Source organism: Streptomyces tropicalis (assembly GCF_029269835.1).
GTDB classification, from domain to species: domain Bacteria; phylum Actinomycetota; class Actinomycetes; order Streptomycetales; family Streptomycetaceae; genus Streptomyces; species Streptomyces tropicalis.
On the sequence record NZ_JARJBB010000003.1, the window covers coordinates 515,317 to 531,480 of the forward strand.

Below are 16,164 nucleotides of genomic sequence, written 5' to 3' on the forward strand. Positions count from 1 at the left end.
ACGGCGCGCCCTTCGGGGGGCCGGCCGGCCGGCGCCCCGGATCCGGCGCGCCGTCCGGCCGGGTCACGCCCGGTACAGCGCGTCCACCTCGTTGGCGTACGCGTTCTCGATGGCCTTGCGCTTCAGCTTCAGCGACGGGGTGAGCAGCCCGTGCTCCTCGGTGAACGGCTGGCCCAGGATGCGGAAGGTCCGGATCGACTCGGCCTGCGAGACCAGGGTGTTGGCGGCGACGACCGCCCGTCTGACCTCGGTCTCCAGGTCGGAGTCGCGCACCAGCTGGGCGGACGACAGCGGGGGCTTGCCGCGCATCTGCAGCCAGTGCTCCACCGCCTCCTGGTCCAGGGTGACCAGCGCCGCGATGAAGGGCCGGTCGTTGCCGACGACGATGCACTGCGACACCAGCGGATGGTCGCGGACCCGCTCCTCCAGCACGCCAGGCGCCACGCTCTTGCCGCCGGAGGTCACCAGGATCTCCTTCTTGCGGCCGGTGATCGTGAGGTAGCCGTCCTCGTCGAGGGAGCCGAGGTCGCCGGTGGCCAGCCATCCGTCGTGCAGGGTGCCGTCGGTGGCCTTCTGGTTGTTGAGGTAGCCCTGGAAGACGTTGCCGCCGTGCAGCCAGACCTCGCCGTCGTCGGCGATGTGCACGGTGACCCCGGGGATGGGCTGCCCGACGGTGCCGTAGCGGGTGCGCCGCGGCGGGTTGGCGGTGGCGGCCGCCGTGGACTCGGTCAGGCCGTAGCCCTCGTAGATCTGCACGCCGGCGCCGGCGAAGAACAGGCCGAGCCGGCGGTCCATCGCGGAGCCGCCCGACATCGCGTTGCGCAGCCGGCCGCCGAGTGCCGCGCGCACCTTGGCGTACACGAGCTTGTCGAAGAGCTGGTGCTGCATGCGCAGTCCCGCCGTCGGGCCGGGCCCGACGCCCCACGCCTTCGCCTCCACCGCGTCCGCGTACTTCACGGCCACGTCGACGGCCTTCTCGAAGGGCCCGGACTTGCCCTCCTTCTCCGCCTTGCGCCGGGAGGCGTTGAACACCTTCTCGAAGATGTACGGCACCGCGAGGATGAACGTGGGCTTGAACGCCTGCAGGTCGGGCAGGAGCGCGGCCGCGTTCAGCTGCGGCTGGTGGCCGAGGCGCACCCCGGCGCGGATGGTGGCGACCTCCACCATCCGCCCGAAGACGTGCGCGAGCGGCAGGAAGAGCAGCGTGGCCGCCTGGTCGTTCCGCTTGGAGTGGAACACCGGCTCCCAGCCGTCCATGACCGTGTCGGCCTCGTACATGAAGTTGGCGTGGGACAGCACGCAGCCCTTGGGGCGGCCGGTGGTGCCCGACGTGTAGATGATCGTCGCGATCGACTCGGGGGTGACCGCCTCGCGGTGCCGGTGCACCACCTGGTCGTCGATGTGGCCGCCCGCGTCGTACAGCTCCTGCACGGCGCCCGCGTCCAGCTGCCACAGCTGGCGCAGCTGCGGCAGCCGGTCGATGACGGTGGCGATCGTCATCGCGTGGTCCTCCTGCTCGACGATCGCCGCGGACACCTCGGCGTCGTACAGCATCCAGAAGCACTGCTCCGCCGACGACGTGGGGTAGACCGGCACCACCTGGGCACCGATCGTCCACAGCGCGAAGTCGAACAGCGTCCACTCGTAGCGGGTGCGCGACATGATCGCGACCCGGTCGCCGAAGCGGACGCCCCGGGCCAGGAGGCCCTTGGCCAGGGCGAGGACCTCGTCCCGGAACTCCGCGGCCGTGACGTCCCGCCACTCGCCGGACTCGTCCTTGCGGCCGAGCACGACGTGCAGGGGATCGTCCAGGGCACGCTGGAACACGACATCTGCCAGTCCGCCCACCGGCGGTGCCAAGGTGGACGGAGGGCTGGTGAACTCGCGCAAACCCCGCTCCCGCTCTTTGTGACGCTCCGCACAGCGCCGTGAAAGCTACCCCACTGCCGGACGGGGCGGGAGGGGGGACGAAGGCGGGCAGTGCTCGGGTATGCGCTGGTCAGTGACGGAAAATGCCCTCACATGGGTAAGGGTCGGACAGAAATCCTTACGGTTCAGTAAGTTTCGGTGCCGCAATCTCCACCGAATCTGTACGACGCGACTACGGCCGTTCCGCCCCCGCGCGGAGCCCCGCCCGGCCGCGGCGGGGGTCCGCGGCGGTGCATTCGGGGGCCGCAGGGCTGCGGCGCGGCGCCGGTGGGGCCCGACCCCGCGGGCGTGACGGCGTGCGCACTGGGGCCGGGGCACGACGGGGGCGGGGGCGGGGACGGGGTCGGCCCGTCGGTCGCCGGGACGCCGGTGGAGCATCGGGTCCGGGCGGCATGGTGGCCGGGCCGTGTGGGGCTTCGGGTGGTGCGGAGCCGTCGGCCGTGACGGGCCGGACCGGCCGTCTCCGCCGCGCTCGGCCGGACGCCGGGGGACCGGGGCGTGCCGGGGGCCGGGCGGCACGGCAGTGCGAGCCCGTCGGCCGATCGTGCCCGTCCGGACCGCCGGGGGCGGCCGGGCCCGGGCGGGGTGTCAGCCGCGGTGGAGGCGGTCGCCGCCGGTGAGGATCGCCGCGGCCAGGGCGTCCGCCGCGTGCTGGGCGGAGGGCCGCCGCCGGCCGTGCACCAGCACGAAGTCGACCCGCCCCAGCTCCGGCAGCCCCATCCGCTCCGGCATCCGGACCAGGCCGGGCGGGACGAGCCCGTGGGAGTGCGCCATCACGCCCAGGCCCGCCCGTGCGGCCGCGACGAGGCCGTTCAGGCTGCCGCTGGTGCAGGCGACGCGCCAGGCCCGCCCCTGCCGCTCCAGGGCCTCCATGGCCAGCGCCCGGGTGATGCCCGGCGGAGGGTAGACGATCAGCGGCACCGGCCGGTCGGGATCCAGCCGCAGCCGCTCGGCGCCGATCCACACCAGCCGGTCGTGCCAGACCAGCTCCCCGCGCGGGTCCTCCGGCCGCCGCTTGGCCAGGACCAGGTCCAGGCGCCCGGCGGCGAGCTGCTCGTGCAGGGTGCCGGACAGCTCCACCGTCAGCTCCAGGTCCACCTCGGGGTGCGCCGAGCGGAAGCCCTCCAGGATCTCCGGCAGCCGGGTCAGCACGAAGTCCTCCGACGCGCCGAACCGCAGCCGCCCGCGCACCCGCGTCCCGGTGAAGAAGGCCGCCGCCTGCTCGTGCACCTGAAGGATCCGGCGGGCGAAGCCCAGCATCGCCTCGCCGTCCTCGGTCAGCTCCACCGAATGGGTGTCCCGTGCGAACAGCGGCCGCCCGGTCGCGTCCTCCAGCCGGCGCACGTGCTGGCTGACCGTGGACTGGCGCAGCCCGAGCCGCCGCGCGGCCTGCGTGAAGCTCAGCGTCTGCGCCACGGCCAGGAAGGTCCGCAGCTGGGCGGGGTCGTACACGAGCCCAGGTTATCGCGATACGTGATGACAGTGAGAGTGGTATGACGCTTTCCCGATCGCTGCCCGACGGGGGAGCATGGGCCGGGGACGCGTGGCCGCGCCGGCCCCCGGGGTCCCTCCGTCCGGCTGCCCGGCCGCCGTGAGCACGAACGATCCGGGTACGAGCACGCCGAGTACGAGCACAACGAGTTACGAGCGAACCGAGCAAGTGGAGCACCGTGAGTCGCCTGCGCTGGCCGAGCTGGATGCCGATCGACCCGTACATCCTGCTGCTGATCGGGACGGTCGGCCTCGCGGCGCTGTTCCCGGCCCGCGGGGCGGCCGCCGACGTGGCCTCCGGCGCCTCCACCGCCGCGATCGCCTTCCTGTTCTTCCTCTACGGCGCCCGGCTCTCCACCCGTGAGGCGCTCGACGGGCTGCGCCACTGGCGGCTCCACGTCACGGTGCTCGCCTGCACCTTCGTGGTCTTCCCGGTGCTCGGCCTGGCCGCCCGCGGCCTGGTCCCGATGGTGCTGACCCAGCCGCTCTACCAGGGGCTGCTCTTCCTCGCACTCGTCCCGTCCACCATCCAGTCGTCGATCGCGTTCACCTCGATCGCCCGCGGCAACGTGCCCGCCGCGATCTGCGCCGGGTCCTTCTCGTCCCTGGTGGGCATCGTGCTCACCCCGCTGCTCGCCGCCGTGCTGCTCGGCGGCAGCGGCGGCGGCTTCTCCGCGCACTCGCTCGTCACGATCGTCCTGCAGCTGCTCGTGCCGTTCCTCGCCGGGCAGGTGCTGCGCCGCTGGATCGGCGGCTTCGTAGCCCGGCACAGGAAGGTGCTCGGACTGGTCGACCGCGGCTCGATCCTGCTGGTCGTCTACACCGCCTTCAGCGAGGGCATGGTGCGCGGCATCTGGCACCAGGTCAGCCCGGCCCGGCTCGGCGCGCTCCTCGCCGTGGAGGCGGTGCTGCTCGGGGTGATGCTCGCCCTGACCTGGTACGGGGCACGGGCGCTGCGCTTCGGCCGGGGCGACCGGATCGCCATCCAGTTCGCCGGGTCCAAGAAGTCGCTGGCCTCGGGACTGCCCATGGCCAGCGTGCTGTTCGGCGCCCACGCCTCGCTCGCGGTCCTGCCGCTGATGCTCTTCCACCAGATGCAGCTCATGGTGTGCGCGGTGATCGCCAAGCGCCGGGCCCGCGACGCACAGGAGGCGCCCGACGTGCACCAGGAGTCCGGCGCGGGAGAGGCGCGCGACGTGGACGACGTACGCGGCGCACACGACGAGGACGCCGCCGCGGGCCCGCGCCCGCGGTGACCGGCGGCCCGTGCCGCACGGGCCGAACGGGCCCGGCTCCCGGCCCCGTTGACCCGATTCCCGGTACGGAGAGGTCGCGGCGGCCAACGTTCCGTCCTGACCGCGCCTGACGCCCTCGATCCGGCGCGCCGCGCCCTCTACCTCGTCGACCTGACGGACCGCACCGTCGCCCTGCCGCTGCGACCCCGGCCGGGCACCGGCGTCCTCGCCGCGGCGCAGACGCCGGCGGACCGCTTCCGTACGGCCGGGGCGCCCGTGGTGCCGGTCCGGGTCGAACGCCCCGGTGCCGCCGAGCAGCCGCCCGGCAGCGGGCTCGTCGCCGGACTGCGCCGCGACGGCGACCTCGAGATCGTCAAGGACCCTCGGTGCCTTCCGCGGCACCGGGCTCGACCGGTGGCTGGGTGAACACGGCGTCTCCACCCGCGTGTTCGGTGGCATCGCCACGAACCTCGGTGTGGAGTCCACCGCACGCGCCGCCGCCGACCTCGGCTGCGAACTGGTCTTCGCCGAGGACGCCATGGCCGCCTTCACTGCCGCCGAGCACGAGGCGTCCGCCGGCCTCGACTTCCCCCGGCTGGGCACGGCCGCCCGCGTCGCGGGCCTCCGCTTCAAGACCTGCTGAAGCGGCACGGCTCCGGGGCGGCCCGGCCCGGGGGGAGCGCCGGCGGAGTGGTTCAGTCCCGGGCGGCGGCGGCCGGCAGGGCGACCCGGTCCTCGCCCGCGTACACGTTCATGGAACTGCCGCGCAGGAAACCCACCAGGGTCAGCCCGGTCTCCGCCGCCAGGTCCACCGCGAGCGAGGAGGGCGCGGACACCGCCGCCAGCACCGGGATGCCCGCCATGACCGCCTTCTGCGCCAGCTCGAAGGAGGCCCGGCCCGACACCAGCAGCACCGACCGGGACAGGGGCAGGTCGCCGCTCTGCAGGGCGCGTCCGACCAGCTTGTCGACGGCGTTGTGCCGGCCCACGTCCTCCCGTACGTCCACGAGCTCGCCGTCCGCGGTGAACAGGGCCGCCGCGTGCAGCCCGCCGGTCCGGTCGAAGACCCGCTGCGCCGCGCGCAGCCGGTCGGGGAGCCGCGCGAGGAGATCCGGGGAGATCCGGACCGGGGGCGTGTCGGCGATCGGCCAGCGGGCCGTCGTACGGACCGCGTCCAGGCTCGCCTTGCCGCACAGACCGCACGAGGACGTGGTGTAGACGTTGCGCTCCAGCGTGATGTCCGGGAGGACGACCGAGGGGGCCGTCCGCACGTCGACGACGTTGTACGTGTTGGAGCCGTCCTCGGTCGCACCGGCGCAGTAGACGATGTTGACCAGGTCCGGTGCGGCCGCCAGCACGCCCTCGCTCACCAGGAAGCCGGCGGCCAGCGCGAAGTCGTCGCCGGGGGTGCGCATGGTGATCGCCAGCGGCCTGCCGTTCAGCCGGATCTCCAGCGGCTCCTCGGCGACCAGCGTGTCCGGGCGCGAGGAGACCGCCCCGTCCCGGATCCGGACGACCTTGCGTCGTTCCGTGACTCGTCCCATGTCGTGATCAGCCCCGGTTCCTGTCCGTACGGGTCGCCGCCCCGGCCCTCGGCGCAACGCGTGCCCCCGTCCTCGTGCCCGCGCGCGGCGGACGGCCTGCACCGTGCCATTGTCCTGCACGCACGGAATCCACGACGGCCCGCGTCCGCCGGTCCGCCGGTCCGCCGGTCCGTCGGTCCGCCGGTCCGCCGGTCCGCCGGTCCGTCGGGGGGAGCGTCCGGGCGGGACGGCGCCGCCGCGGGCGCCGTCCCCTCACGGCACGGGGCGACGCGCACCCGCGGGAGGGCGACCGTTCGTCGCGCGCTGCATACCGCTCGTCGCACCCGGCCGCCCCGAGTCCTTCCCAACTCCCCGGCCGGTGCCTACGGTTCCGGATCATGAGCCCACCGGTCGCACCCCCGGGATGGAGCCGCCGGCTGGTCCCGCCCGCCGCCCTCTCCGTCCATCTCGCCATCGGCCAGGCCTACGCCTGGAGCGTCTTCAAGCCGCCCCTCGAGTCCGCCCTGCACCTGAACGGCACCGAGAGCGCGCTGCCCTTCCAGTGCGCCATCGTGATGCTCGGCCTGTCGGCCGCGTTCGGCGGCACGCTCGTCGAGCGCAGGGGGCCGCGGTGGGCCATGACCGTGGCCCTCGTGTGCTTCTGCTCCGGCTTCCTGATCTCCGCGCTCGGCGCGTACACCGGCCAGTTCTGGCTGATCGTCCTCGGCTACGGCGCGGTCGGCGGCACCGGACTCGGTATCGGCTACATCTCGCCGGTCTCGACCCTGATCAAGTGGTTCCCGGACCGGCCCGGCACCGCCACCGGGATCGCCATCATGGGCTTCGGCGGCGGCGCGCTCATCGCCTCGCCCTGGTCGGCGCAGATGCTGGCGTCCTTCGGCACCGACTCCACCGGGATCGCGCTGGCGTTCCTCGTCCACGGACTGTCGTACGCGGTCTTCATGTCGCTCGGCGTGTTCCTGGTGCGGGTGCCGAGCGGCGAGCGGCCCGTGCCCGGCGTTCCCGGCGCCGTCGAGGGCGTGCGGGTCTCCGCCCGCAGTGCCGTGCGGACCCCGCAGTTCTGGTGCCTGTGGGTCGTGCTGTGCACGAACGTGACCGCGGGCATCGGCATCCTGGAGAAGGCCGCCCCGATGATCACGGACTTCTTCAGGACCTCCTCCACCCCTGTCTCCGCCTCCGCCGCGGCCGGCTTCGTCGCCCTGCTCTCGGCCGCCAACATGGCCGGGCGCATCGGCTGGTCCTCGGCCTCCGACCTCGTCGGACGCAAGAACATCTACCGCCTCTACCTGGGGGCCGGGGCGCTGATGTACCTGCTCATCGCGCTCTTCGGCGACGGCTCGAAACCCCTGTTCGTGGTGTGCGCGCTGGTGATCCTCTCCTTCTACGGCGGCGGTTTCGCCACCGTCCCCGCCTATCTGAAGGACCTCTTCGGCACCCATCAGGTCGGCGCCATCCACGGCCGCCTGCTGACCGCCTGGTCCACGGCCGGCGTACTCGGCCCGCTGATCGTCAACCGGATCGCCGACCACCAGAAGGCGGCCGGCCGGCACGGCGCGTCCCTGTACGGGCTGTCGTTCGCCATCATGATCGGGCTGCTCGTGGTCGGCCTCGCGGCGAACGAGTTCATCCGGCCCGTCCACCCCCGCCACCACGTCCCCGCCCCCGGGAGGGCCCCCGATGACGCACGACAGCAGCCAGAGTCCGCCTGACCGCAGGGTCGCCCTGACCGTCCTCGCCTGGCTGTGGGTGGGGGCGCCCCTCGCCTACGGCCTCTACGAGCTGGTGCGGAAGGCGACGCAGCTCTTCACCGGGTGACGCGGCCGGCCCCTCGGGGGTCCGGCCGGTCACCGGGGGGCGGCCGGACCCCCGAGGGGGGCGCACGAGCCGGCGGCATGACGGAAGCCGACAAGTCGGACGCCCGTTTCCTGTGGCTTCGCCTGCGGCCGTACCCGTGAGTCACCGAACAGACTGGTGGATCCCGCTACCCACGGCACCGAGGGGGATCCCATGAACGGCTCGCGCATCGCCGCCGTCGGCCATTACCAGCCCGCCAGGGTGCTTACCAACGAGGACCTGGCGGGCATCGTCGACACCAGTGACGCGTGGATCAGGTCCCGGGTGGGCATCCGGACCCGGCACATCGCCGGACCCGACGAGCCGGTCGACGAGCTCGCCGCGCACGCCGCCGCCAAGGCCCTCGCGGCGGCCGGCCTCACGCCCGGCGACATCGACCTGGTCCTGGTCGCCACCTCCACCGCCGTCGACCGCTCCCCGAACACCGCCGCCCGCGTCGCCGCCCGGCTCGGCGTGCCCCGGCCGGCCGCGATGGACGTCAACGTGGTGTGCGCCGGGTTCACCCACGCCCTGGCCACCGCCGACCACACCGTGCGCGCCGGTGCCGCGGCCCGCGCCCTGGTCATCGGCGCGGACAAGATGTCCGAGGTCACCGACTGGAGCGACCGCACCACCTGCGTGCTCGTCGGCGACGGCGCCGGGGCGGCCGTGGTCGAGGCGTGCGCGCCGGGGGAGGAGCCCGGCCTCGGGCCGGTGCTGTGGGGATCGGTGCCGGAGATGGGCCACGCGGTGCGGATCGAGGGCACCCCGCCGCGGTTCGCGCAGGAGGGCCAGAGCGTCTACCGCTGGGCCACCACGCAGCTGCCGCCGCTGGCCCGGCAGGCCTGCGAGCGGGCGGGCGTCACGCCCGAGGACCTCGCCGGGGTCGTGCTCCACCAGGCCAACCTGCGGATCATCGAGCCGCTCGCCGAGAAGCTCGGCGCCGTCAACGCGGTCGTCGCCCGCGACGTCTCCGAGTCCGGCAACACCTCGGCCGCGAGCATCCCCCTGGCCCTGTCCAAGCTCATCGAGCAGGGCGCGGTGTCGACCGGCGACCGGATCCTGCTGTTCGGCTTCGGCGGCAATCTCTCCTACGCCGGCCAGGTCGTGCGCTGCCCCTGAGACCGCCGCCCCGGCCGTGCGGTCCGCCTGCCCGCGAGCGTGCCGCCAGTGGCCGGACATTCCGCAGCGTGACACCCCCGGCACCTGCCGTGACCTGCGCACCTTCCGCCCGCCCACCGGCCGTGCCCACCCGGGCAACGGCCCGGATACGCAGGTGAAGGGCGCCCCGAAACCTTGGTATTGTTGTCTCGTCGCCGCGGGGAACACCTCGCCGGGCGGCACACCTGGTCCGGGTGGCGGAATGGCAGACGCGCTAGCTTGAGGTGCTAGTGCCCTTTATCGGGCGTGGGGGTTCAAGTCCCCCCTCGGACACTCGCTTACAGCGATGCGGAATCGAGGGCCTCGACCTAACGGTCGCGGTCCTCGTTGCGTTGTCGTACATGATCATGACGCCCAGGGCGTCGTAAAGGGGCTCTCTCTCCTCGGCGTCGGCGGCTTGGACACGTTGTGCGATGTTTCCGAGTCTGTCAGTGATCACCCGGATCTGGTCGGCGGTGAGGGGTGGTTCCTTCTTCCGGGTGACGGTGGGCAGTGCGTCAAGCTTCTTCTGTGCCGCTTCCCTGTCACGTTGCGCGTCGTTGATCCACTGGGTGACGACGGCGGGGTCGGCTCCGGAGCCGAGGGCGGCTTGGTAGCGGGCGAGGCGTCGCTCGCATTCCTTGATCGCCTGGCGGGTTTGAGCCTGCTCGGGAGTTTGGGTCTGTGCTGCGCTCGCTGCGATGCCGGCCTGGTTGAGTGCGGTGATGGTGGCGGTGAGCCGGTCCGGGTCGAAGGCCCGGGCGATCCATGCGTCCAGTGCCCGGCAGATGATGTCTTCGCGCAGGTTGATGGTGCGCGGGTGGTCGAGTCCGGGGTAGAGGGCTGCTTCCTGTTCCTCGTACTCGCATCGGTAGTAGACGCGGTCGCGGATCGCAGAGGGCTGCATCTTCCGTCTGCACAGAGTGCACCTCACCCGTCCTCGCAGGACGTAGGGCCGCCGACCGCTTCGCCGGTTGGGGCGTTCTTGCCGCTGGTAGGCGCGGGCGCGTTGTCTGCGGGCCCGCTGGGCGGCTTCGAAGAGTTCCTTGGTGATGAGTGGGTCGTGTGCCGGTTCGTTGCACCAGATCCATTCGTCGCTGGGGTTGTGGGTCATGGTGGTGCGATGGCCGAGTGTGACGTCGTCGATGTCGAGGAGGCGTTCTTCCTTGCGCTGTTTGTTCCAGACCTCGTGGCCGGTGTAGCGGGGGCTGTGGAGGATCGCCCTGACCGCACCGGCCTGCCATGCCTTCTTCGTCCGGTGGGGGTTGCGGGCGGCGTCGTGGGCGGAAGGGCAGGGGATGCCGTCGTGGTTGAGTCGGAGGGCGATGGCCTCGTCGCTCATGCCGTCGACGTACATGGTGAAGATGCGCAGGACGACGAGTGCGGTGGCGGGGTCGGGTTCGAGTTTGTGGAGTTGCTGTCCGGCGGCTGCCTTGGCGGGGTTGGGGTGCATGCCGGCGTCGGCGATCCGGTAGCCGTAGGGCGGTCGCCCTCCGAGGTAGCGGCCCTGGAGCTGGGCTTGTGAGCTCACCTGGTTCCTAAGACGCCATCCGCTTTCCGAACGTGATCATTTGGTTCGGGCTGGGTGGGCATGAAACTCCGGCTGGTGGCGGGAGAGATGGGCGTGGTTCGTCTGCTCGTCCTGTTTGTGGAGGTGGCTGGTGCCGTCGGTGCTCGGTCTGTTGGAGGCCCGGGAAAAGAAGGTCCGGGAAGGGGTGGCACGGCTGTGGGAGGAGGCCGAGCGGGTGGAGGCTGCCCTCGGCCAGGTGGAACGGGCACTTCAGCGTCTGGCGGATGCCCGTGTGACGGTGACTGAGGTGCTGGCCGAGCCGCCCGTCGCGGTCGCGGAGCCGGTGGTGAGTGCGGTGGCGGGGTCGGTGGTGCCCAGACGGACCGAGGGCATGACAGCGACGGTCCTGCCTCCGGACTACCAGCGGATCATGTCCGTGCTGGAGTCGGATGCGGCCCGGGAGGGTATGCGGTGCCAGCAGCTGGCCGTGGCCCTGGGCCTTCAGGCGGTTCCAGCGATGGTCGAGGGGCTGCGGTCGAAGGCGAAACGCCTGGTGGAGCGGGGGTGGGCGCTCCAGGTGTGGCCGGGGGTGTTCACCCCGCTCGGGGCGTCGGCCGGCTGAAGGCGCAGGGGCGGCGCCGGGCCAGGCGGCTGTTCATGAGCATGGTCATGGACCACAGCACCATGGCCTCGTGCATGGCGGGCAGTGTCTCGTAGTCGCGCACCAGGCGGCGCGATCGCATCAGCCAGCTCAGAGTGCGCTCCACCACCCACCTGCGCGGCAGCACCACGAACCCGCTGGTGTCGTCGGTGCGTTTGACGATCTCAAGGGCGAGCTGGAGTTTCTCGGCCGCCCAGTCGACGAGCCGACCGGCATAACCGCCGTCCGCCCAGACGAGGCGGATGGAGAAGTACATGGTGCGCAGCCGCTCGAGCAGCGGGACGGCGGCGTCGCGGTCCTGCACGCTCGCCGCGGTCACTGCGACGGCCAGGACCAGGCCGAGGCAGTCCACGACCAGGTGCCGCTTGCGGCCACCCACTTTCTTCCCGCCGTCCCACCCGGACGTCGAGCGCGGGATGTTCGCCGCCGCCCGCAGCGACTGCGAGTCCACGATGGCGGCCGTCGGGTCCGGCGAACGGCCTTCCTTCTGGCGGACCTTGTCACGCAGCCGGTCGTGGAGTTCGGTGAGCAGGCCCGTCACCTGCCAGCGTCGGGCGAACGCGTGCACCCGCCGGTACGACGGGAAGTCGCAGGGCAGATTGACCCACTTGACGCCGTACTCCTGACCGATCCCAGGCTGCGCGTCTGAGCTTGACTCTACTGAGGATGTTGGAGTTGCCGAAGTCATTCATGACACTCCCCGGGCCTTCCGCAACTCGCGTACGCGTGATCGTGATGGTCCTGGGCGGGGCGGCTCGTACAGGTCTTGGGCGCGGTGCCGGACCTGCTGATCCCGCCCTGTCGGCAGAACTCGAGGCTGAAGCCCGGCGCATCCAGAACAGGTGAGGCTCCGCTCTTCCACGAGCAGCAGCTCCAGCCAGCAAGTGCCCAGCAGCGCGACCCACGCCGTGTTCCTCCTGGGACACCTTTGGTGGCACGCCCGAGGACGTGCGTACGGTCGTGGCCGTGATGCCCGTGGAGGTCTAGGACGGCCTGCGATGCGACGCCGTGCCGTGGGCCCGGTTCCACCATTCCTACGGCCCCGGCCATGACGTACCCGGCCTGCTGACGCAGATGCGGGGCGGCGACGTGCGGAGCGCCGACCGGGCCCTGGAAACGCTGTGGAACCGGATCTGCCACCAGGGCGGCACCTCCGCTCCCGGCGCCCTCGCAGTCCCCTTCCTCATCCGCACCGCCCTCACGCAACCCCGCCACAGGGCGGCCCTTCTGCTCCTTGTGGCGGCCCTCGCGCGCCGGCCCCACTTCGGCGACGGCTCCCGCACCGGGTTCCTGCGCGTCGGCGAGCCCTCCGACTGGGTTTCCCTCGAACCCAGCGGATACCTGGGAAACTGGGCGATTCAGGCCGCACGGCGGGCCGTCGCCGGGGACACGGACCTGTTGCTCTCTCTGCTCGGCAGTCCCGAAACGCCCGTCCGCGCGGCCGCTGCCTACGCCCTGGCGGCCGCCCTCCCGGTACCCGGCCGCCCTGCACGCGGGGCTTCAGGGCGAGGACGACTCCGTGGTGCGCTCGTGTCTCGTCCTGGCGATTGGCCAACTGGCATGGGAAGAAGGCGAACCCGCGACGATTGCACGCACCAGCGAATGGTGGCAGGACCCCGCCCGGCCGGCGGAGGTGCGCGTGAGCGCGGTCCTCGCCTGGCTCTGCCTCGTCGACGACCCCATCCCCGCCGACCTCGGCACCCTCTTTGACACCGCGGTCACCGACGACCTGGCGGCACTCCTTGCATCGGTTCCCTGGCTGCGCGACGTCGAAGACGGCATCGGCCTGCTCTGGTCTCTCACCCAGATGCGCAATCCCGATGACTTCCCCTGGTTCACCAGAACCTGGGACTGAGACCGGCCCGGCACCTGGGCTGGTGCCGCCGCAGCGGGAATCAGGGCGATGGCCAGAGCCGCGAGTATCGGTGGTGTCTCCTGCAGGCGGCGGGGCGACACGGCACGGGCACCTCCTTCCCGCGGTGTCCGGCCGCCTCGCGTGCACGTCCCGCCGATAGCGTGGGGGAAGGCACCGTTCACGACATGGCGCGGAGGAATGAGCCTCATGGACGGTCTAGCGGCAACGGTGTCGCCAGCGTGTGTTGAGTAGGAGAGAGGTAGCGAGGGATGTCTCTCGTTCCTTCCACATCTCTAATTTACGGTAAGACTTCGCTAAATATATGCAGCTTAAAACTATCGTGGTGACATCTAGTGCAGCTCGACGGCTCGCGCGTCGGCCTTGGTCGTAGAGTGCGAAGTGTGTGGAGTTATGCCCAGGTCGTACTGTGAATTTGCTGCACAGGTTCCGTGAACTGGGCATGACGATGGTCACGTTGCCTTCGGATCTGACGCCGTTTTAGGGTCTTGATCGACCACTTATTTTTGCTTTACATCTGTGCATGGGGGCTGCAGATGTTATTTCGTCATGCCGTCACCCGTGCCTGGAAAGGACTTCGGGTGAATCCTCAAATGCGCAGGATGCTTCCCGTCGCGGGGGTTGCTGCCGTCCTGGCGCTGGCGGGCACGCCGATGCTCGCGTCCGCCGACCCGCAGCCGACAGGGGGAACCACCGGGGCCACGCCGCCGTCCGCGGTGGAGGACTACGCGTATCCGAACGCGGATCAGATCCAGCACGATCAGGGCATCAAGCTGATCAAGGGGGACGGGCACATCACCCTCGCCACATGTGGCGACTCCGCTCAGCAGATCAAGGTCCTCACCGTGCAGGGGCCCAGCGGCGACACCCAGGGCGCCTACTGCTTCAAGGCAAGCGCCAAGACCGGGTATCTCACCCTCGAACTCCCGCGGGTGTTCGCCCTGGAGACCGCCGACCACCCGATCAGCGCCGATCTGCGGCCGCAGGCCGATCCCTCCGCGCCGACCAAGACGGTGACTGTCGACAAGAACGCCTACCAGAGCGTGGGCGAGGGAGCCGCCGGCGGCTCCCCGGCCGTGCTGCTGGAACTCCGAGTCACCGGCTGACCGGCACGTCTGCCCGCCCTCTCTCCGCTTTCGCACGACAGCAAGGAACTTTTCCATGTCTGGCTTTCGTCCGCGCGTCGCGTGGACCGGCGGCCTGATCGCCGCCACATCGCTGGCCGTCTCCCTGATCGCCACACCCGCCAGTGCCGTGTCCGGCCCCACGGCTTCTGCCACGGTCTCGGCCGCCACCGCACGCCTGGATGTCGGTGGCCAGCGCGGCTGTTCAGCCACCCTGGTCGCCGCGCAGTGGCTTCTGACCGCCGCGAGCTGCTTCGCCGACGCCTCGGGCGGCACGCTCGCGTCCGGTGCGCCGAAGCTGAAGACGACCGCCACCATCGGCGGTAGCGCCCAGCAGGTGGTTAATCTGGTGCCGCGCACGGACCGTGACGTGGTGATGGCCCAACTGGCCAAGCCCGCCAGTGGTATCACCCCGATCCCGGTGACTGGCGCCGCGCCTGCCGCCGGGGACGAGGTCCAGGCCGCGGGCTATGGACGTACTCACGAGGAGTGGGTGCCCGATCAGGTCCACGTGGCTGCTTTCACCGTCCAGGACACCGCCGCCACAACTCTCGATCTGGCCGCAAAGTCGGACGGGGCGGCGACCTGCAAGGGCGATACCGGTGGTCCGGTCCTGAGCACCACGGGAGCGGTCGTGGGTGTCAGCAGCCTGTCCTGGCAGGGCGGTTGCCTGGGTACCGACCCCGCCGAGACGCGTACGGGCGCGGTGGCCGCCCGGGTCGACGACCTGTCCTCCTGGGTCCAGCAGGTCGCCTACGCCCCCGTCTTCGCGGCAGCACCGTGGAAGCACGCCGTGCAGATCACGGCCGGCTACTACGCGGGCGACTCGGCCGGCGGCACCCGTCACATGGACCTGATCGTCGTCTGGGACGACGGCAAGGTCACCCTCTACCAGGGCGGCTACGGCAACGACCCCGCGCGCCCCTTCGCCGCAGAACACCAACTGCAGCCCGAGAAGAGCATCTGGACCCACGCCGTCAACGTGACCAGCACCAACACCGGCGGCGGCACCGACGGAGTCGTGGTGCGGTGGTCCGACGGCGAGATGACCCTCTACACCACGGTCGACGCCAAGGGCTTCCACGGCGAGAAGCAGCTCGCCCCGCCCCACACCGCCGAATGGCAGAACGACGCCCAGCAGCTGACCGCGGGCCGGTTCACCGCGAACGGCCTGCGCGACGACCTGCTGGTCACCTGGAAGGACGGCCACGTCTCCGTCTTCAGTGACCTGGCGGTCAACGGGCTGAAGAAGCAGACCCAGACGGTCGCCAAGAACAACACCTGGCCCTACGCCGAGAAACTCGCCAGCGGCTCCTTCACCGGCAAGACCACCGACGATGTGCTGGTGCGCTGGATCGACGGAGAGACCACCATCTACCCCGGCATGACAGGCAAAGCCCTGCCCGGTGAGATCAGGATCCGGCCCGAAAAGTCGTACTGGACCAACGCAGCCGCGGTCACCGTCGGCGCCTTCAGTACCAACACCACCGCCAACGACATCCTCGTCCGCTGGAACGACGGCCACGTCAGCTACTTCACCGGCGTCGACGCCAAGGGCCTCCACGACGAAATCCAGCTCGCACCCGCCAACTGAACCACTTGGACACGGCCACTTTACGGGCGAGGGGGCGGCTCGCGGACGACCGTCGAGCCGCCCCCTAGTCGTCGCCTGCTCCGACGTCTCCGGCGTGACTGTCAGGTGACCACGAACGATATGAGAGACAGTTGAAAACAAGGAAACCCGCGAGCATCGCGGTGAGAAGAGTTGCGCATACGACACGGATGCTCTGTCTGTGTCTGCTGCCTCTTGCACTCATAATCGGC

Annotated in this window: 12 protein-coding genes, 1 tRNA gene and 2 pseudogenes; 10 read left to right on the top strand and 5 right to left on the bottom strand. The window is 71.2% G+C overall.

Annotated features, from left to right (window positions below; all coding sequences use genetic code 11):
- Positions 1-63 precede the first annotated feature (63 nt).
- Both P3H78_RS08840 and P3H78_RS08845 read right to left on the bottom strand, forming a co-directional pair.
- The gene (locus P3H78_RS08840) at positions 64-1,890 is read right to left on the bottom strand and encodes an AMP-dependent synthetase/ligase (RefSeq protein WP_276108277.1); all 1,827 of its coding nucleotides are present in this window, start codon (positions 1,888-1,890) and stop codon (positions 64-66) included.
- Positions 1,891-2,517: 627 nt separating this feature from the next.
- On the bottom strand, positions 2,518-3,381 hold the full coding sequence (locus P3H78_RS08845; protein WP_276108278.1) for a LysR substrate-binding domain-containing protein: 864 nt from the start codon (positions 3,379-3,381) through the stop codon (positions 2,518-2,520).
- A 245-nt stretch (positions 3,382-3,626) separates the two neighbouring features.
- On the opposite strand from P3H78_RS08845, the gene P3H78_RS08850 reads away from it, so the two are divergent.
- Both P3H78_RS08850 and P3H78_RS08855 read left to right on the top strand, forming a co-directional pair.
- Positions 3,627-4,676: a bile acid:sodium symporter family protein gene (locus P3H78_RS08850; RefSeq protein ID WP_276108330.1), complete on the top strand. Its 1,050-nt coding sequence runs from the start codon at positions 3,627-3,629 to the stop codon at positions 4,674-4,676.
- 96 nt (positions 4,677-4,772) lie between these two features.
- Positions 4,773-5,298 (top strand): annotated as a pseudogene (locus P3H78_RS08855) (isochorismatase family protein).
- Between the two features lie 52 nt (positions 5,299-5,350).
- On the opposite strand, the gene fdhD reads toward P3H78_RS08855, so the two are convergent.
- A complete protein-coding gene (gene fdhD / locus P3H78_RS08860) occupies positions 5,351-6,199 on the bottom strand; it encodes a formate dehydrogenase accessory sulfurtransferase FdhD (RefSeq protein WP_276108279.1) in 849 nt (282 codons plus the stop codon).
- Positions 6,200-6,576: 377 nt separating this feature from the next.
- On the opposite strand from fdhD, the gene P3H78_RS08865 reads away from it, so the two are divergent.
- The 4 genes from P3H78_RS08865 to P3H78_RS08880 all read left to right on the top strand — a co-directional run bounded on the left by P3H78_RS08865 (position 6,577) and on the right by P3H78_RS08880 (position 9,466).
- Positions 6,577-7,908, top strand: coding sequence for an OFA family MFS transporter (locus tag P3H78_RS08865; protein ID WP_276108280.1), 1,332 nt, complete (start codon positions 6,577-6,579; stop codon positions 7,906-7,908).
- A complete protein-coding gene (locus tag P3H78_RS08870; RefSeq protein ID WP_276108281.1) occupies positions 7,877-8,014 on the top strand; it encodes an MFS transporter small subunit in 138 nt (45 codons plus the stop codon). The genes P3H78_RS08865 and P3H78_RS08870 overlap by 32 nt, the downstream gene beginning before the upstream one ends.
- A 192-nt stretch (positions 8,015-8,206) precedes the next feature.
- Positions 8,207-9,154 carry a beta-ketoacyl-ACP synthase III gene (locus P3H78_RS08875; protein ID WP_276108282.1) on the top strand — a complete coding sequence of 316 codons (948 nt, stop codon included), beginning with the start codon at positions 8,207-8,209 and terminating at the stop codon, positions 9,152-9,154.
- Between the two features lie 227 nt (positions 9,155-9,381).
- A tRNA-Leu gene (locus P3H78_RS08880) sits at positions 9,382-9,466 on the top strand.
- A gap of 772 nt (positions 9,467-10,238) precedes the next feature.
- Here the strand turns inward: P3H78_RS08880 and P3H78_RS33375 are convergent.
- A pseudogene (locus P3H78_RS33375) lies at positions 10,239-10,625 on the bottom strand (recombinase family protein); the annotation flags it as partial.
- Between the two features lie 208 nt (positions 10,626-10,833).
- Between P3H78_RS33375 and P3H78_RS08890 the strand changes: the two are divergent.
- Entirely contained in the window at positions 10,834-11,304 is a 471-nt protein-coding gene (locus P3H78_RS08890; protein WP_276108284.1) for a hypothetical protein, read from the top strand.
- On the opposite strand, the gene P3H78_RS08895 is transcribed toward P3H78_RS08890, so the two are convergent.
- Entirely contained in the window at positions 11,276-11,911 is a 636-nt protein-coding gene (locus tag P3H78_RS08895) for an IS5 family transposase (RefSeq protein ID WP_276108285.1), read from the bottom strand. The genes P3H78_RS08890 and P3H78_RS08895 overlap by 29 nt on opposite strands.
- 1,071 nt (positions 11,912-12,982) lie before the next feature.
- Between P3H78_RS08895 and P3H78_RS08900 the strand changes: the two genes are divergently transcribed.
- The 3 genes from P3H78_RS08900 to P3H78_RS08910 all read left to right on the top strand — a co-directional run bounded on the left by P3H78_RS08900 (position 12,983) and on the right by P3H78_RS08910 (position 15,934).
- Positions 12,983-13,198, top strand: a complete 216-nt coding sequence (locus P3H78_RS08900) for a hypothetical protein (RefSeq protein WP_276108286.1) — start codon at positions 12,983-12,985, stop codon at positions 13,196-13,198.
- Between the two features lie 620 nt (positions 13,199-13,818).
- Positions 13,819-14,322, top strand: coding sequence for a hypothetical protein (locus P3H78_RS08905; RefSeq protein ID WP_276108287.1), 504 nt, complete (start codon positions 13,819-13,821; stop codon positions 14,320-14,322).
- Positions 14,323-14,377: 55 nt separating this feature from the next.
- Positions 14,378-15,934, top strand: coding sequence for a S1 family peptidase (locus P3H78_RS08910; RefSeq protein WP_276108288.1), 1,557 nt, complete (start codon positions 14,378-14,380; stop codon positions 15,932-15,934).
- Positions 15,935-16,164: the final 230 nt, after the last annotated feature.